The organism is Streptosporangium sp. NPDC001559, assembly GCF_042893955.1.
Classification (GTDB): domain Bacteria; phylum Actinomycetota; class Actinomycetes; order Streptosporangiales; family Streptosporangiaceae; genus Streptosporangium.
Window position 1 is genome coordinate 101,155 of the sequence record NZ_JBIAVG010000007.1, and the last position, 17,419, is coordinate 118,573.

Sequence of the window (17,419 nt, forward strand, 5' to 3'; positions counted from 1 at the left end):
CTCACTACCCGAACGGGTTGAGGCCAGCGTACAGAATCTCGCCCAGACGAAGCGTACCCTGATGGATCAGCTCGTTTGGCTGCTCGCCAACTCGCAAGGCGGCTCCCTCCAGCATATCGAAGGCGACGACGTGACTGCCTCGACCCGCGTGGGTTGTCGACCCGGCGAAGACGTGCGTGAATGCTTCCTCAGGCGAGTACATTTCCTGGGTCACGAACACCTTGCCGGCAGAGTTTGCCCGAATCTTTCCGGCTTCGAGAATCCGCTTGAGACCTTCCTCGTTCGTGTAGTGGAAATGCGTTTTGTCGCTGATCTTCGCGGCGAGATCCTCGGCACTTCCGCCAGGTCCGCAGTTGTGAACAAGAACCGGGGCGTTACCGGCTAGCGCATAGTACGTGTGGATGTTGTCTACGGTGAGGTTGTGGACCTTGGCGTGGGCGGTCCAGCGGCGGAGTTTGGTGACCTGGACGTAGGTGCCGGCGGAGGTCTTCAGGAGGTGACCGGGACGCAGGTCCTTGGCGTCCGTCCAGTGGTCGCCGATCCAGAATGGGTGGCCGGCGGTTGCGGTGATCTTGCCGGTGCGGTCGCCGGTGGGGCCGTCCACGTCGACGGTGATCTCGACGAGTTTCTTGTCGCCCTCGCCGGTGATGACGTCGGTGACGGGGCGGTTCTCGGTGCGGCCGGTGGTGGGGTCGGTGGCCACGACGAGTTCGCCGACCTTGACCTGTTCGATGGATTTGCGGGTGCCGTCAGCCATGAGGACGCCCGTACCAACGGTGAAACTGTTGCTGCCGCAGCCCCGGCCGAGGAGGCCGCCGGTGGGCCGCCCACTGGCGATGGCACGGGCCTCGGTCCGGGCGGCGCTGAGAGTGGCTCGGCCGCCGCTTCGCAGGCCGCCGCTGAGGGCCGTACGGAAACCGATCTTGAGCGCCTGGCCGCCGATGGAGCCGAGGCCGCCGGTGATTCCGCCGATCGCACCGTCGATCAGGGCGTTGCCGAGCATCTCCTTCCAGCTGTGGCCGCCCTCGACCAGGTCGTGGACGAGCGAGCCGGCCGCTCCTGCCAGGGCGCCGCAGGCGACCGCGCCGACGCCGGTCCAGCCGATCAGGGCGCCGCAGCCCGCGCCCACCACGATGCCCGTGGCGATGCCGGCGATGGTGGCCGCGTGGGTCTGGGCGAACTCCGAGACCGCCTGGACGGCCGTCGAGACGTTCTCCACGACGGACCCGGCCACCTCGACGGCCTTGTTGTAGATCGCCTGGACGCCCTTGCCGACGTCCTTGACCACGTCGCGGACCGTGGAGACCACTTGGGCGGGCAGTTTGGCCGCGGCCGAGATCACCGTCTTCAGGCCTGAGTAGAGGGGTTTGACCGCCGCCTTGATGGCCGGGATGGGATTGTGCTTGGCCGCCCACTCCGTCGCCGCCCTGGCCCTACTGGTGATCGCCTTCCTGGCCGCGATCGCCGCCTGTCTGGCCTGCGCGGCACGCTGTTTGGCCCAGTTGACCGTGGGCTGGACAACGTTCCGGTTCACCCAGCCCGCGACCTTGCGCACGCCGTTCCAGATGGGCTTGACGACGTTGTGGTAGAGCTTCTTGATCCCGCTCCACACTGGCTTGACCAGGTGGTTGTAGCCCCAGTTGGCCACTGGCTTCACCACATTGTTCCAGCCCCACTTCGCGCCGCTGCTGACTGCGTTCTTGACCTTCTTCCAGCAACCGCCACACGGCCAGTGCCCGTCGGGGTCCACGTTGTCGAGGGGGGCGCCCGCGCCGTAGGTGTAGCGGTTGGCGAGGATGGAGTCGCCGACGGTGTAGTTCACCGTGTCCCGGGAGACGAAGCCGCCGGTGCCCGGCTGGTACCAGCGGGCGCCCATGTCCACCTGGCCGGTGTCCGGGTCGGTCCAGTCGCCCTGGAAGCCCACCGCGCCGAGGCCCGACCGGTCGCCGCTGGTGGCGGTGACCTCGCCGAAGGGCGAGTAGGCGGCGGTCTCCGGCAGTTTGGCCAGTTCGGTGTCGGCCGGGTCGAAGCCGCCGACGATGTCGCCGTGCTCGTCGGGCAGCAGCAGCCGGCTGCTGTCGCCCCGGGCGACGCCCAGGACGTCGCCGCCGGCGTCGCGGGCGTAGCGGGTCTCGCCGTCGGAGGTCACGTCGTCGTCCAGACCGGCGTAGGTGAAGGTCCGCGAGCCGCGGGAGGTGACCCGGTCCAGCGAGTCGTAGGCGTATCCGGCCGAGCCCGCGGAGATCAGCCGGTCGAACGCGTCGAAGGTGAACCGTTCGGTCAGGCCGGAGCTGGTCCGGCCCGCCAGGGTGCCGCGGGCGCTGTAGGAGTAGGTGTAGTCGTCGTCGGACAGCAGCCGGTTGCGGGCGTCGTAGGTGGCCGTCTTGTTTCCGGCGCGGACCCGGTTGCCGGAGGCGTCCCAGCCGTATTCGACGGTGGCGCCGTCGTGGGTCCAGGAGGTCAGCCGCCCGGCGTGGTCGTAGGCGTAGGTGTTGTCCTGCGCTCCGCCGAGGCCCGTGGTCTTCTTGCCGGTCACGTGGTCGTTGAGGTCGTAGCCGTACGTCATCGCGGCCACGGTCGCGCCACCGGCGTTGGTCAGGGTGTCGGACGTGGGACGGCCGAGGTCGTCGTAGCCGAACGCGAGGACCCGCCCGCCGCCGTAGTCCACCCGGTTCACCACGCCCGCCGCGTCGTACCCGAGCCGCTGCGACGTCCGGGTCGCCCCGTCGGTCTGGGTGGCCAGCCGTCCCTGCGTGTAGGTGAAGCGTGAGGTTCCTGCGGCGTCGGTGCGGGAGACCAGCTGTCCGTCGGCGTCGTAGGCGAACTCCGCCTGGCCCGCGGGCCCGTCCGAGGTCAGCAGGTTGCCCCGGTCGTCGTAGGTGTAGGCGTGCGCGCCCAGCGGGGTACCGATGCCCACCAGGTCGCCGCGGACGTCGTAGCGCAGGTCGCGCTGTGTGGTCGCGGCCTCGGCGCCGCCGCCGGTCTCGGCGGTGAGCCGCCCGGCCGCGTCGTAGGTCCGCTGTCGCATGATCCCGCCGGGGGCGGCCAGCCGTACCGGGTTGGCGTCGGCGTCGTAGGCCGCCGTCCAGGTGCGGTTGGCGGGGTCCGGGTGGGCGGGCGTCGCCGGTTCGATGACCGACTCCGGCAGGCTCAGGCTGTTGAACGTGTGGATCGTGCGGTTGCCCCGCCCGTCGGTGTAGCGGGTGCGGTTGCCCGCCGCGTCGTACCCGAAGCTCGTGGTGATGCTCTCCGTCGGGCTGACCGGCTCGACCTGCTCGACCAGCCGGTCGGCCGCGTCGTAGGTGTAGGTGGTCCTGCGCCCGTAGGGGTCGGTGGCGGCGGTGAGGTTGCCGCCCAGGTCGTAGGCGTAGGTCTGGGTACGCAGCGTCGCGCCGTCCGGCTTGAGGTCGGACTCGGCGGTCATGCGGCCCAGCGCGTCGTAGGAGACGGTCTTGGTACGGCCCAGGCCGTCGGTGGAGCGCAGCGGCCTGCCCTCGGCGTCGTAGCCGAAGCTCTCCTGGACCCCGGCCGGGTCCTTCGTCTTGATGAGGCGCCCGGCCGCGTCGTAGGTGCTGACCGTGACGTCGCCGCCCGGCGAGGTGACCGAGACGAGGTCGCCCGCGTCGTTGTAGCGGTACCGGGTGGTCAGGTTGTCGGTCGTGGGGCGGCGTTCGACCTGGGTCATGGTGATGCGCCGGTCCAGGTCGTCGTAGGTGAAGCGGGCCTCGGCCCCCGTCGGGTCGATGACCGACAGGGGCTCGCCGGTGCGCGTGTAGGCGTACCGCCAGAGCGCCCGCTCCTCCCCGGTGGCCGGCTCGTCGCGGACGGTCATCCGGTCCAGCCGGTCGTAGGTGTACCGGGTCACGCCGCCGCGGGGGTCGATGACCTGCGTCGGGTTGCTCATCGGGTCGTACGTCGTGCGCTCGGTCGGCGTGACCGCGGGCCCCCCGCCCGGCGGCGTGTACGCGGGGCCGGTCTTCACCGTGGGCCGCCCCAGCCGGTCGTAGGCGACCTGGTACACGTGCCCCAGCGGGTCCTTCGCGGCGACCGGTTCGTCGAAGGCGTTGTAGCCGGTCACGGCCTTCGGCCGGACGGTGGCCGGGGCGCCGCCACCGCTCTCGGCGGCCACCGGCGGCCCGGTCACGGAGACCTGGCGGCCCATCTCGTCGTACTCGTAGGTGGTGGTGTAGGCCGTCTTGTCCACGCCGTCGGCGTTGCCGCGCGGCTCCACCGTCGAGGTCGGCAGGCCGCGCTGGTCGTAGGTGTGGGTGGTGACTGCCTGCGTCGTACCGGTTCCCGCGGTCTCCCTGACCATGTTCCCGGCCTGGTCGTAGACGTAGTCCACGACCTCGGAGACGACCGGGACGGGTCCGGGCACGTTCGACGGGAAGCCGGAGGTGGTGACCCGCACGGTGTTGCCGGCCGCGTCGTAGACGAACTGCGTGCGCCTGGCCAGGCCGCCCGGGTCCTCCACGGTGGCGGTGACCTGCCCGGCGGCGTCCACGGTGTGCTCCACGACGGTGGCGCCGTTCTCGGTGACCTGGCGGGTCAGATGGCCCGCCCCGTCATAGGTGTTGGCCTGGAGCACGAAGTCGCGGGTGGTGCCGTCCGGGTCGTGGAAGTTCTTCAGGGTCACGCTCTTGAGCAGGTCGTCGCCGTAGTAGGCGTACTCCATCCGGCGGCCCATGGCGTCGTTCTGCCGAGCCATCCGGCCCGCCAGGTCGTAGGCGTAGGAACTGAGCACCAGGTCGCCGCCCGTGTCGGGGGCGTCGTCGGGGTCGCCGTCCCAGTCGGTCAGCCGCACCTCGGCGATCATGTTGCGCGCGGTGTAGCCGTACTCGTACTGGTTGCCGCCGGCGTCCACCATCGACATGCGGTTGCCGAACGCGTCGTGGGTGTAGGAGGTCTCGCCGCCCTCGGCGTCGGTGACCCGTTCGACCCGGTTGTGGTCGTCGTACTCGTAGGTCGTCACGCGCGGTTCGCCGCCGCCGAGTACGTCGCTCGCCTCGACCCTGACCAGGTTGCCGTCGACGTCGTAGACGTTGACGGTCCGCCCCTGGTGGCGGGTGCCGGTGACGGCGTCGTCGGTGGCCGGTTCGGTGACCGCGGTCGGGCGCGACAGCGCGTCGAAGGCGTACGTGGTGGTCACGCCCTCGGGGTGGGCGTCGGACTTCTCGGTCTCGGAGACCTTGCGGCCCAGCGCGTCGTAGGTGTAGGTCGTGGTCAGCCCGGACGGCTCGGTGATCTGGGCGAGGTCGCCGTTGTGGTAGTAGGAGTAACGGGTGACCGCGCCGCGCGCGTCGGTGGTGCTCGCCAGCAGCCCCGCCGGGGTGGCGCCGCCGCCCTGGGCGGGCTCCGCGCCGACGGTGTAGGTGTGGCGCACGGTGCTGCCGTCCGGGTTGGTCTGGGCGGAGAGGTCGCCGGTCGAGGTGTAGGTGTAGGTCGTGCGGTACCGGTTGTCCGTGGGGCCGGAGGAGCGGGCGTCGCGCGACTCACTTGGCAGGTCCGCACGCGGATCGAACGGGCTCAGCTGGGCGGTGGGATAGGTGTAGTACTCGGTCTGGCACTCGGAGCCGACGCGGCAGGTCCGCTTGGAGATCACGTTCCCCCGGTCGTCGTGGGTCATGGTGACCCTGTCGCCGTTCTCGTTGGTCACCTCGTTCTGGAAGCCGCGCTCGTCGTAGCCGTAGGTGCGGATCGCGATGCCGTCCGCCGAGTGGCCCTCGAAGACCGGGCCGTCCGACTTGGGCGGGATCGTCGTGCAGAACTGCGGGTCGCCGGGATCGGGAGTGGTGCACACGTATGTCGGGGTGGGGGTCGGCGTGGGCGAGGGCAGGCCCGGCCGGTCCTCCTCGCGCAGGCCGAGCCCGGAGGGAGCGCCCGAGCGGATCATCCGCCCGGCGATCGCGTCGTACTCGTACAGGTGCAGCCGTCCCGCCGGGTCACGCACGTCGACGCCGCGACGCAGGTCGGCGTCCCCGCCGTAGACCGTGGGCGCGCCCAGCTTCCAGGTGCCGCCGTTGCCGTCGGTGTACTCGTCGACCCTGCCGGTCTCGGGGTCGTAGGTCACCTCGGTCGCGACTTTGCCGCTGGGCAGGGTCACCGAGGTGAGGCGGCCGACGGGGACCGTGCCGTAGCGGTGGTGGTCGGCGACGGCCGTCGGGCCGAGCGGGTGGGAGTAGACCGCGACCTCGTCGATGGTCCCGTTGAAGTACCGCACCGGCGTGGTACCCCAGCCCGGCCAGGAGGCGGGCGTGGCGGCGTGGGCCGCGCCGAGCTGGTTGACGGTCAGCTCGGCTGGCTCGGTGACGCTCGCGAACGTACGGCTGCCCGCCGCCGTGCCGTCCACGTAGAGCGTCTGCGTGCCCGCCATCGAGGACAGCACCGCGTGATGCCACCTGCCGTCGTTGACGGTGGAGGTCGAGGCGATCGGATTGATCGAACCGGTGTGGAACTGGCCGTGCAGCCTGCCGTCCGTGCCGAGGTAGAGCAGGGGCACGCCGTTCGCGGCCTGACCGAGCGGTTTGTCCTGGTATCCGAGTAGCGGGCCGCCCGAGCCGGTCGGGTTCGCCCGGAACCACAGCTCCACCGCCTGGTCGCCGCTCCGCTTGAGCAGCCCCTTGGGCAGGTCCACGATGGAGGAGGTGCCGTTGAAGGTCGCGGCGGTGTCCGGCGAGCCGCCGACGCCGCCGGCCGCGCCGAGCGTGACCTGCTGGTAGCGGGCGCGGTCCTTGCCCAGGTTGACGGCGATCTCGCTGGCCGCGTCGCCGCCGTCGGCCTCGCCGAGCCGGTAGTAGGACTCCGGGGCGTCGTCGAGCACCGCGCCGCGGTAGTGCGAGCCGGTGGCGTAGGTGTAGGACGTGCAGGAGCCGTCGGGCGCGCACACCTTGGTGAGCTGGTCGCCGGTGTAGGTGTAGGTCCAGGTCAGCGGCACGTCGCCGACCTGGTCGGTGCTGACCTCGGTGACCCGGCCGCCGGTCCAGGTGAACCGCAGCGACCTGCCGCTCCGGTTCGTCTGGCTGTTGGACACGCTCGCCTTGGCCAGGACGCCGTTCATGGGGTCGTAGGTCAGGACGACCGACCGGCCCGCCACGTCAGTGATCTTGGCGAGCCTGCCCGTGCCGGAGAAGTGGTAGACCGTGCCTGATTTGTCGGCGAGCTGCCAGGCCGACCCGTTCAGGGTCAGCGCCGCGGTCCGGCCGGAGGGCGTGGCGAAGGTCCCGTCCGGGTTCCTGCCGAACCGGACCTCCTGCCCGTCCGGGTACCGGACGACCACGTTGCCGGAGCCGTCGGCGTCCGGGGTGATCCGCATGTCGTACCGGGTGCTCCAGCCGGTGCCGAACGACGAGTCTCTGCGCGGGTCCAGGCTGTTGTAGGTCCGGACCAGGCGTAGCTCCGGCCCGACCGTGGTGACCGGCGCGTCCAGCGCGGCGGTGGTGTAGTTGCCCACCTGAGGGTCGAACTCCTGCCCCTGCGACCCGTAGGGCGCGCCCGCGATCCGCGAGGTCACCGCAGGCTGCGGCACCTCGGTGAGCAGGGCGGACCAGGGGGAGTCCACCTCGTTGCCCGCGTCCTTGACGAACGCCCGCCACAGGTAGCCCTTGCTCCACACCAGCTTGCCTGCGGGCGGTGTCCAGGCCGGGCCGGTCTGGTACGGCGTCGCCTCGCACCGCACCGGCTTGCCTGCGGCGTCGCGCTCGCACAGCTCGAACTTGTAGCGCAGCGCGCTGTTCGGGGGCGCGTCGATGTCCAGCGCGCGGGCCCACAGCCGGGGCTGGAGGGTGGGTGTCTGGTAGCCGTTGGGCGGGTGCAACTCCTGAAGCACCGGCGGGATGTCGATGACCTTGAGCACGATCCTGGCGGGCGGCACCTGCTCGTCGGTGAACACCGGGCCGCCGCTCTTGACCATGGTGAAGTCCAGGAAGTAGTCACCGGGCGGCAGCGGCTGGATCGTCGCGGTCAGGGTGACCCGCGCGCCGCGGGCCACCGTGCCCGGCAGCGAGGCGGCGCGCTGCTGGGTGACGGCCTTGCCGGTCCTGGCGTTGTAGGCGCGGTAGGCCAGGTAGTAGCCGCCCGCGGTCCAGGCCGCCGCGCTCAGGTTGGTGACCGCGACCTTGACGCGGCCGGCCTGGTTCTGGAGCACCGGGGGCTCGGGCACCGGGTCGGTGATCGCGTACTTGGCGTTGTAGGGGCTGTGCGTCACGTACAGCCGGGGCGCGTTCGGGGTCCCGGTACCGGCCAGCCGCTTCCAGCCCAGCGTGTCCGACGCCGAGGCGCGCAGTGACAGTCCGTTGTCCGGGCGGCCGTCCGCCCAGCCCTGCACCAGCCTGCGCCCGCCCGCGCCCAGGTTGAACAGGGTCGCCTTGACCGGGCAGGCCGACCTGGACTGACCAAGGGCGATGTAGCCGTAGGCGAACGACGAGCCGGTCAGCGCCGCGCCCACCGACGGCCCCGGGTACGACGTGTCCGTGCCCGGCGACCACGACTCGGTGACCGGGTGCACGTTCACCCGGCGCGGGCGGCAGGAGGGGGCGTCGAAGTTGACCACCGACATCTGCACGCCGTAGATCGTGTGCCCGCGCAGCCGGTCCACCAGGCCCGCGAACCTCACGTAGGAGGCCGAGGCGCTGCCGTCCTTGCGGCCGACCAGCAGCTCGCCGCTGCCTGAGCGGGAGGAACCGCCGTGCACCACCAGTGCGGCGTCCGCGGCGGCCGTGTCGACCGACGGGTCCACCGTGATCGGGTAACGGCGCGCCGGATCGCGCAGCCACGCCTGGTCCAGCGTCACCCGCAGCCCTCCCGGCTCCAGCCGGTACGCGACGCCGGGGCTCATCGCGCCACCGCCCGGGGCCGCGTCCCACATGAAGCCCTCGGGGATGACCGCACGCCGCGCGCCATGCTCGTCGTGGAACGTCACGCGCCCGTCCTCCACCCGGGCGGTCAGGCCGGTCAGTGTCAGCGGGAACAGGAAGCTCGCCGCGGCCTTCGGCGAGCGCAGCACCAGGACCTCCTTGACGCCGCCGCTCTGCGCGGACAGCCGCAGGTCCACGTGCGGCAGGACATCGCGGTAGGTCACCGTCGCGTCCTTGACCCGGCCGGGAGATCCGGCCGCGCCGGACAGCCCGAAGCCGAGCGCGTGCCCGCCGTCCAGGGCGAGCCGGGTGAGGACCGGGGCGTCGGACCGCCCGGCCACCTCGGTCCCCACCGGCCCGGGACCGGCCCGCCAGCCGGTCCCGCCGTCCACCGGGCGCAGCCGGGAGTCGATGGGCGCCCACGTCCCGTCGGGGCGGCGGTAGTTGATCGCCACGGTGGAGAACTCCGTCGTCTCACTGCCGTCGGCGTTGCGGTGCACCCGCTCGTACGCGCCGCGCAGCGCGGGCACCTCCCGGCTCGTTCCGGCGTCGAACCCGCGGACCTCGGCCGGCGGCGGGGCGGCGACGGCGGCCTCGTTACGGCCGCGCGGTGGCGTGGCGGCAGGCCGCCACAAGGGGTATCGGGAGCGCAGCGTCGCCGGGACGGCGTGGTTCGGGCTCGTCGCGGGAATGCCCTCGGTCGTGGCGGTCGCCGCTCCCCAGCGCTGCTCGGGCGCGGGCAGCGGGTCGCGGGCGCCGTACGGGAGGGGCAGGGCGGGCATGCCCTCCAGGTAGGTGGCCACCAGCGCCAGCACCACGAAGACGGCCGGCCATCCCCAACGTCGTAATCGGGACGACGTGCCCCGGCGTATCCGGCCCGCCGGGAGCGGCATGGCGAGGCTCATCGCGCACCGGAAGCCGCGGTGAGGACGGCCCATCGGGCGAGGGCGCGAGCCCCGGCCTCACCGGTCGCGGAGGGCGCCGGCACGCCGATCCCGGCGGGCCGGGCCGATGCGGTGTGGTGCGACATCCGTCCGGTACGGCCGACGCGATCGGGAGTAGCCACCTGACTGTGGTGACCGGCCGGCCGGGGCGCTATGGGGTGCGGGGTGACCATGCCCCCTCCAAGCTCGGGGAAGGGGCGGGCGAACCCCCGCCCCTTGTACGGCGCTGTCTACTTGGGAGGTTCCGGGAGCGTGTGGGGGACGAACGTCACCGCGTCGTCCTGGGCATCGTCTCGGGCGGCCACGGAGTCCGTCGGGACGATGTAAACGCGCGTCCGGTTGTCCGGGTCGCGGAAGGCGAACGCCCACGTCTGCCCAGAAATCCTGGTGTAGGTGAACACGGTCGGGTCGGTGGCGGCCACGTCCTGGGGCGCGGTATCGACTCTCTTCCACGCACGCCACGTGCCGGAGCCCTGCGTCGTCTCGCCCGTACTGTGGACTATCCCGTTCGCGTCCCTGGCCACGACCTCGACCTTGCCGGTGACCGGGCTCAGCAACGCCGAGGGAGACCCGGCCGCGACGAACGAGCCGACCTGTTCCCACGTCCCGGGGAAGTCGCCCGCCGTGTCCTGTATCTGGGTGAGGATCGAGCCGTCGCCCGCGCGGGCGAACACGCGGAGCCTGCTGCCCGGATAGATCACCACGGCGGGAGCCCCGGTCAGCCCGGATCCGCCGAGGCTCGTCACCCCGGACAGGGACCCGCCGGCGTACAGGCCCGACTTGACGGCTCCCGCGGTGTCCCGGGCGAAGACCTGCAGGCCCGTGGCCACCCGGACCACGACGGGGGCACCGGTCAGGCCGGTCATGGCCAGCGGGGACCAGCACCCCTGCCCGCCGTTCTGCCCCTCCTGCGGGGACGCCCACAGGGTGCCGCCCGCATCGACGGCGAAGGCGACGACCGTGTTGTCGGAGCGCTTGGCGACCACCGGAGGCGAGGACATCAGCCCGCCGAGGTTGGTCCAGCCGGACCAGGCCGGCGGGTCCTTGGTGGCCTGCGGGCGCAACCAGACATTGCCCGTGGTGGTCAGTGCCATGACTCTCATTCGGCCGTCGGCCTGCTCGATCATCCCGGGGCGGCCGCTGACCGCGGATCTCTCCACATCGGAGATCACCTGCCACTGGATCGTGCTGAAGTCGTCGATGCTCGGCTGGCGCCCGTGCACCAGATGGCCGACGTTGTCGCTGTAGGCGTACTCCAGCATGCCCAGGGTCGCGCCGGGCAGTGGGCTCGCCTGGAGAACGGTCGTCGGGGAGTACTGCTCGATGTCGACGTTGGGGGAGACGGGAGCAGGTGGAGGCGCGCAGGCGGGCACCGTGTAGGCGTACACGTCCACCGACAACTCCACCGGATGGTTGCCGCCGTTGTAGACGGTGATCTGCCCGTCGGAGCCCAGCTTCGCGACGATGGCGCCCGCGTTGTAGTAGGTCATCGTCGGGTAGCCGGCCGTCCAGGTGTCCGGCATAGCCGTACCCGTGGGGAAGACCCGGGCCCAGCCGGTGTCGGTGGAGCTGCGGAGGGTCAGGTTGATCCCGACGGAGGTGACCCCGGAGGCGGGCACTCCCCCCTTGCCCAGCGGGGAGAAGGTGTGGTTGGCGTACCCTCCGAGGTTGACGTTGTTGACGAGTCTCGTCGGCTGGACCGGGACAAGGGTCGAGCCGGAGACCGCGGCCTCGGGGGTCGCGAAGTACCCGGAGACGTCGATCCAGATCGTGGCCGGGGTGGCCGTGGTGTTGCTGATGACGATCTTGCCGTCCGTGCCGAGCTCGGCGATCACCAGGTTGTCCTTGTAGCCGTCAGGGCTGGCGTGCAGGTTCGCATCCGTCGGCCTGACCGTTCCCAAGGGATGGACGATGAGCGCCGTCGCCGCGGTGACACTGCCGACCAGGGTGAAGACGACATGTGACACGCCCGAGGCGGGCACGCCGCCCATGCCGAGCGGGCTGAAGGTGTAGTCGCCTTCGCCGGGCACGACCTTCCCGGAGAGGATCCGGGCGGGAGTCAGGCCCACAAAGCGCGATCCCGCCGCCGAAGCCGGCGTGACGGCCTCCGGCAGGAGGGTGTAGCCGTGCACGTCGGCGCGGACCGTCACCGTCAGCGCGCCGGTGTTCTTGATCTTCACGTTTCCGTCCGCGCCGACCTTCACCATCAGGAGGTCGTTGTTCCAGATGTCTCCCCGGTAGCGCGCACCGGTGATGCCGACAGGCTGATCTCCATCAGAGGGGTACACGATCAGCGCCCCCTGACCGGCGGCGGTCGCCTTCGTGGACAGATTCAGCGCGACCGACGCCACGTTCGTCGCCGGTACGGTCTCGACCCCCGTCACCTTCAAGGTGGCGGTCGCGCTGCCCGCGATGCTCAGCGCTCGCGCCACGCGCACCCTGGCACCGTGGAACTGCCCCGCAGACGCAGGCACCCACGCGGATGCCTGGGCCGCCTGATGCGCCTTCGCGGTCGTCGGGAGCGTCACGGAGATCCCCGAAAACACCACCAGTGCCGCAGCCATCACCGTTAAGCGCTTTAAGACATGACCTCGCATCTACGGCCCTTCTGTAAATCAGATTTCCGACCTTCTGAATCGCCACCGTCTCCAGGAGGCCTTTAGTAGCTTCTTCTGCGGACACGGGCATCTTGAAGACGCGCGCCGACCGGCTGAAAAAATCAGCGCTCACGCGCCCATCACGGAGCGTCGTGAAGTCACGCGCAAACCGCACGGAACGTGCAGGCCACGTCCCGAACCAATCCAAATAGAGATCCGATACTTCTGTGACAGACGGAATGTCGACCCCGTTCGCTGCTTCATATTGACTGCCGTCAAGGTGGACATCAAGCCCCTTCTCGGTCTTTCTCAACCTCAAGTTCCATAAATGCACATAGGCGCCTCGTAGACCTTGATCGGAAAATGTGGGCGTTGACCTGTGAGGCTGCGTCACGCCGACGCCGGCGCTGAACGATTGGCGTTTCGGTCGGACTACAGGGCGTTACCGGAAACAGTCGTACAGCTCGTCCGTATATCCGGGATAGGGCTTTGGAATTATCGGACCGGAATTGCTGATCTTTATTTTTGATGTTCGATGGTCAGGTGAATGTGGCGGAATACTGCGGTATGCCCAGGTCGTGCGCTATGCACAAGGAGTGGCTCGTCGCCGGCGGTGCGGGTGCCGGGCCGCCGTTAGGGCAGGACCTCGGGCATGGCCTGTTACCGGCCCGGCTGGTCCACCGAATCCATCTGTATCGGCGGCACAGGAGCGAGGCGGCGGGTTTCATCTGGCGCGACCACCGGGACCCGGTCGCCACTGATCCTCGGCGGCCTCGCCGACCCAGCCCCTGCAATCCTGGATCACCTGGTACGCGTGATAAAGCGTGGGCTGAAGGGAATCCAGTGCCGGCCGCATCTGATCGACGACTGTCTGGCCAAGGCCGACCTGGATCTCAAATCGTCGTAACCCATGAATTAAAGAACAGCGATCATGAAATAGTCATCTGTGGAGGACGTGAAACGGCTCGATCCCGATCACCGCCCGGACTGGGTGCGTGACGTTCCCCGTGGGCGCGAAAACAACGTTCTGAGCGTGGAGAATGCGCCGTGCGGCGCAGACCTTCCAGGATTTTGACCGTAGAAGGCAAATCGGTTAACGGATCGACCAAATTGTGGCGAGCACGGATCACTCCATACTCGCCGGCGTCCTTTCACCGCTGGTGACACCTTCAAGGTCCAGCCTGCGCGGCGTCGACCGGCACGGTCGCCTCACCGGCACCGCCGGCGCGGCGGGCAAGGCCGTGAAACGGATGAGCGGGCACGGCCTGAACCTGCTGGTGCGCCGCGCCGCCGTACGGGCCGGGCTGCCCAACGCCGAGACGTTCAGCGCGCACTCCCTGCGCGCCGGCGGCGCCACCGCCGCGGCCAAGGCCGGGGCACTTGACCCTGCCGCAGGGTCAAGCTTTCAGCATGGTGGCATGACCACGGAAATTAAGGCGATCGACATCGCCGAGCCGTGCGACGAGCACAAAAATCATGGAGAGCGGGCGGAGAGAGACAACAGGACGATGCGGCACTTCACGATCCACCATGACGGCGTCACGATCCCGGTATCTCGCGGCGGACAGGGACGACCGCTGGTCCTGTGCCCTGGCCTGAGCTCGACCCAGGCCGGCCTGCGCGAGCTGACCGAACTGCTGAGGCGTGATCACGACGTGGTGACCTTCGACCTGCGGGGGCATGGCCTCGCCTCGGCCGCCGACCGGTACTCCTTTGCGGACTTCCTCAACGATCTCGTCGCGGTGATGGCGGAGCTGGGAAACCTCGGCCTCCCAGCAGCGCCCGTACTGGTGGGCTACTCGCTGGGCGCCGACCTGGCCGTGCACTACGCCTCCGAGCATCCTGACACCGTCGCCGAGCTTGTTGTCATCGACGGGGCGAACCCGGTGCCCGAACCGTTCATCACCGACGACGTCCTGCCGACGTTCCGCGCCATGTGGGAGGACCTGGCGACGCGGCAGGAGGCCGAGCGGGGCACGGCGCGTCAGGTACTGCTCAACGCCCAGGAGATTCTCGACCTGAACCTCGAGATCGACGTGATCCGGTCCGAGATCCTCGACCGGTACGGGAAGATCGACCGGCCCATCAGTATGATCATGTCGACTTCGATGGCCGGCGACAGCGGCGAAGGGCCTGCGCCGCGGTTCAACCAGAACTGGCGTGCCGGCGTCGAGCGGCTTGTCCGCGAGTATCCGCACATTGCCACCAGCTGGCTCGACGCCGATCACCAGCTGGTCTTCACCCATGCCCCGCATATCGCCCAGATCATCTTGGACGCACCACGACCGGCCCGTCGGGTGATCTCTTGAGCAACTCCTGAAGACTGGTCTGATGCTGACCATCGGCGAACTGGCGTCGTACGCGGGGGTGACGGTGCGTGCGGTGCGGCACTACCACGCCAAGGGGCTGCTGCCGGAGCCCGGCCGGGATCACTCCGGCTACCGCAGATACGACGCCGGCGCCGTGATCGAACTGATCAAGATCCGGACTCTCGCCGAGGCCGGGGTTCCGCTGGCGCGGGTGGGGGAACTGCTGCGGGCCGGGCAGGAGGAGTTCGCCGCGGCGGTCGCGGACATCGATAGGCGGCTGCAGGAGGAGATCCGGCAGAGGCGGCGGCACCGTGAGCGAATCGCCCGGCTCGCCTCCGGGGACAGCCTGGTCCTGCCCCCGGAAGTGGTCGAGTATCTCGACCGGCTGCGGGCGCTCGGGGTCGACGAGCGGATCGTCCAGGCCGAGCGTGACGGCTGGATCCCGCTGGCCGCGCACTCACCCGAGCGAGTCCCGAAGTGGATGGCGCGCAAGCGGGAGCAGCTCGACGATCCGCAGCTGGTCGACTTCTACCTCACCCTGGGCCAGGCTCTTGACCGAGCCGACGACGACCCGCGGCTGGTGGGGCTGGCCGACGAGCTGGCCGCTTACATCACGCGCATGGCCGACGAACGGGGCGAGGACTATGTCGACGACATCGATATCGAGCCACCGCTCGTCAAGCTGATGGACACGCTGGCGTTCGCCACTGTGCCGTCGGCGCGTCGGCTGATCGAACTGCTGAAGCGGCGAGGCTGGACGGGCTGGACCAAGCTCGAGCGCGTGGACCCCACACCGGGTGCGACTCCTTAGTGGCGCCAGTACGTGCAGGAAGACGCCGTAGTGCGGCGATCCGAGCGCGATCGGTGATGGCCGGGCGGGGTACCGCTGGGCGATCTTGGTCCAGTCGCACCAGCAACCCAGCGACGGATTGCCCTCTCCTCCGCTAATCTAACTTTAGGCCTAAACTCAAGGGGGCGGCATGACACGTGTGATCGTGGTCACCGGCGGGGGCACCGGCATCGGCAAGGCGATCGCGGCGCGCTTCGCGGCGGACGGAGACGAGGTGCTGATCATCGGCCGCCGCGCCGGCGTACTGGAGAAGACCGCGGAGGAGATCGGCGGCACAGCGCTGGCGGCCGACCTGAGCGATCCGGCCGAGGTCGCACGGGTACGCGCCGCCCTGGCCGAGCGCTTCGGCGTGATCGACGTGCTGGTCAACAACGCGGGCGGCAACATCGAACGGCACGGCGGGTCCGGCGGCGTCGCGGAACGGTGGACGAGCAACTTCCGGGCCAACGTGCTGACGGCGGTGCTGCCGACCGAGGCGTTCCGCGATCTGCTGAACCCGTCGGGCCGGATCGTGTTCATCACCTCGATCGCGGCCTTCCGAGGCTCGGGTGGCACCTCCTACGGCCCGATGAAGGCGGCCCTGCACCCGTATGTGTTCGACCTCGCCGCCGCCCTGGGGCCGCGCGGCATCACGGTGAACGCGGTCGCCCCGGGACTGGTCGAGGACACCGAGTTCTTCGGCGACACCCTGAGCGAAGAACGCCGCGCGGCGCTCGTCACGCAGACCCACACCGGCAGGGCCGGGACACCGGGGGACATCGCCGAGACCGTGCACTGGCTCGCCTCACCCGGCAGCGGGCACGTCACCGCGCAGATCATCCAGGTGAACGGCGGCGCCGAGCGTGGCCGCTGAGCCGCCACGCGACGGCGCCGACGCCATCCAGGACGCCTGGCGGCGCGAACTACCGGGCGTTCCGGTGGAGTCGATCGGGATCATCACCCGCGTCTGGTGGGCCGCCAAGGTCTTCGGTGACCAGCGCCGCCGCACCCTCGCGGCGCTGGGGGTGGACGTCGCGACGCTGGACTTGCTGTCCACGTTGCGGCGCTCCGGCCCGCCGTACCGGATGAGCCCGGGGGAACTGGCCGGCGCGTGCATGGTGACGCGCGGCGCGATCACCCAGCGCGTGGAGCGGGCTGTCGGGGCCGGGCTGGTCGAACGGACCGTTGTGGGGTCGGGCTACCACGCGCGCGCGGTCACCCTCACCGAAGCGGGCGGCGCCCTGCTCGACCGCGTCGTCGCCGATCTGCTTCTCACAGAGGACCGTCTCGTCGGTCATCTCGCCCCCGAACGCCGTGAACTCCTCGCCGACCTGCTGCGTGAACTGCTCGCCGGACTCGACGGCCCGGATCCGACAGGACAGGTCGGAGACTGAACTCCAAACTCTTTGGGCTGATGACGCTTTCGTTGAGACCGTGCTGCCGCTGCCCTACGGCTCACGCGGCTCAGGGCTCCCGAAGCTGCGGTGAGCCGCAAAGTAGACGGGCTGATCCAGCTGGCTGACCACCGGCTGGGCAGTTGGAAAGTCTGGCAGGCCGCCCTGACCGGACCCGACGCAGACCGGGTGCGTGAACTGCGTGAGGCGCGCACGGAACGCGCGGCGCGGTGACGGACCCGGTCGTAAGGGTCCGGCTGCTGTACCCGGACGCGCCGCAGGTCCGTGAGGCCACCACCGCGACCTACGCCCTGCGTGACGCCACCACGGTTGAGGAGTTGCGCCGCCGCAGTGGCCGCGAACGACCGCCTGGTGGACGTGGCGGGCGCTCACCTCGCCGCGCTCGCGGGCCAGAAGCGGGTGGCGGCGCCGACCCTTTCCTCCGCGGCTCAATGATCCGTCCGGCCGACACTCCCGCCACCCGTTCGAGGTGC

General features: G+C 70.1%; 7 protein-coding genes. 5 read left to right on the plus strand and 2 right to left on the minus strand.

Annotation, left to right across the window (positions count from 1 at the left end):
* Positions 1-4: 4 nt before the first annotated feature.
* Complete coding sequence (locus ACFYY8_RS17480) at positions 5-9,790, minus strand: LamG-like jellyroll fold domain-containing protein (protein WP_390041848.1); 9,786 nt, start codon at positions 9,788-9,790, stop codon at positions 5-7.
* A 236-nt stretch (positions 9,791-10,026) separates the two neighbouring features.
* A complete protein-coding gene (locus tag ACFYY8_RS17485) occupies positions 10,027-12,234 on the minus strand; it encodes a hypothetical protein (protein ID WP_390041850.1) in 2,208 nt (735 codons plus the stop codon).
* Positions 12,235-13,505: 1,271 nt separating this feature from the next.
* Here ACFYY8_RS17485 and ACFYY8_RS17490 point away from each other — a divergent pair.
* From ACFYY8_RS17490 to ACFYY8_RS17510, 5 genes are all read left to right on the plus strand, one after another.
* The gene (locus ACFYY8_RS17490) at positions 13,506-14,702 is read left to right on the plus strand and encodes an alpha/beta fold hydrolase (RefSeq protein WP_390041852.1); all 1,197 of its coding nucleotides are present in this window, start codon (positions 13,506-13,508) and stop codon (positions 14,700-14,702) included.
* 22 nt (positions 14,703-14,724) lie between these two features.
* The gene (locus ACFYY8_RS17495) at positions 14,725-15,513 is read left to right on the plus strand and encodes a MerR family transcriptional regulator (protein WP_390041854.1); all 789 of its coding nucleotides are present in this window, start codon (positions 14,725-14,727) and stop codon (positions 15,511-15,513) included.
* A 169-nt stretch (positions 15,514-15,682) separates the two neighbouring features.
* On the plus strand, positions 15,683-16,405 hold the full coding sequence (locus ACFYY8_RS17500) for an SDR family NAD(P)-dependent oxidoreductase (RefSeq protein WP_390041857.1): 723 nt from the start codon (positions 15,683-15,685) through the stop codon (positions 16,403-16,405).
* Positions 16,395-16,925, plus strand: a complete 531-nt coding sequence (locus ACFYY8_RS17505; protein WP_390041859.1) for a MarR family winged helix-turn-helix transcriptional regulator — start codon at positions 16,395-16,397, stop codon at positions 16,923-16,925. The genes ACFYY8_RS17500 and ACFYY8_RS17505 overlap by 11 nt, the downstream gene beginning before the upstream one ends.
* Positions 16,926-17,015: 90 nt before the next feature.
* Positions 17,016-17,159 (plus strand): hypothetical protein, encoded by a 144-nt coding sequence (locus ACFYY8_RS17510; protein WP_390041861.1) that lies wholly within the window; start codon positions 17,016-17,018, stop codon positions 17,157-17,159.
* Positions 17,160-17,419: the final 260 nt, after the last annotated feature.

Bases quoted from the DNA above. Each gene is read 5' to 3' on its own strand.
- ACFYY8_RS17480 (WP_390041848.1), bottom strand. From the start codon at position 9,790: ATGGGCCGTCCTCACCGCGGCTTCCGGTGCGCGATGAGCCTCGCCATG.
- ACFYY8_RS17495 (WP_390041854.1), top strand. From the start codon at position 14,725: ATGCTGACCATCGGCGAACTGGCGTCGTACGCGGGGGTGACGGTGCGT.
- ACFYY8_RS17500 (WP_390041857.1), top strand. From the start codon at position 15,683: ATGACACGTGTGATCGTGGTCACCGGCGGGGGCACCGGCATCGGCAAG.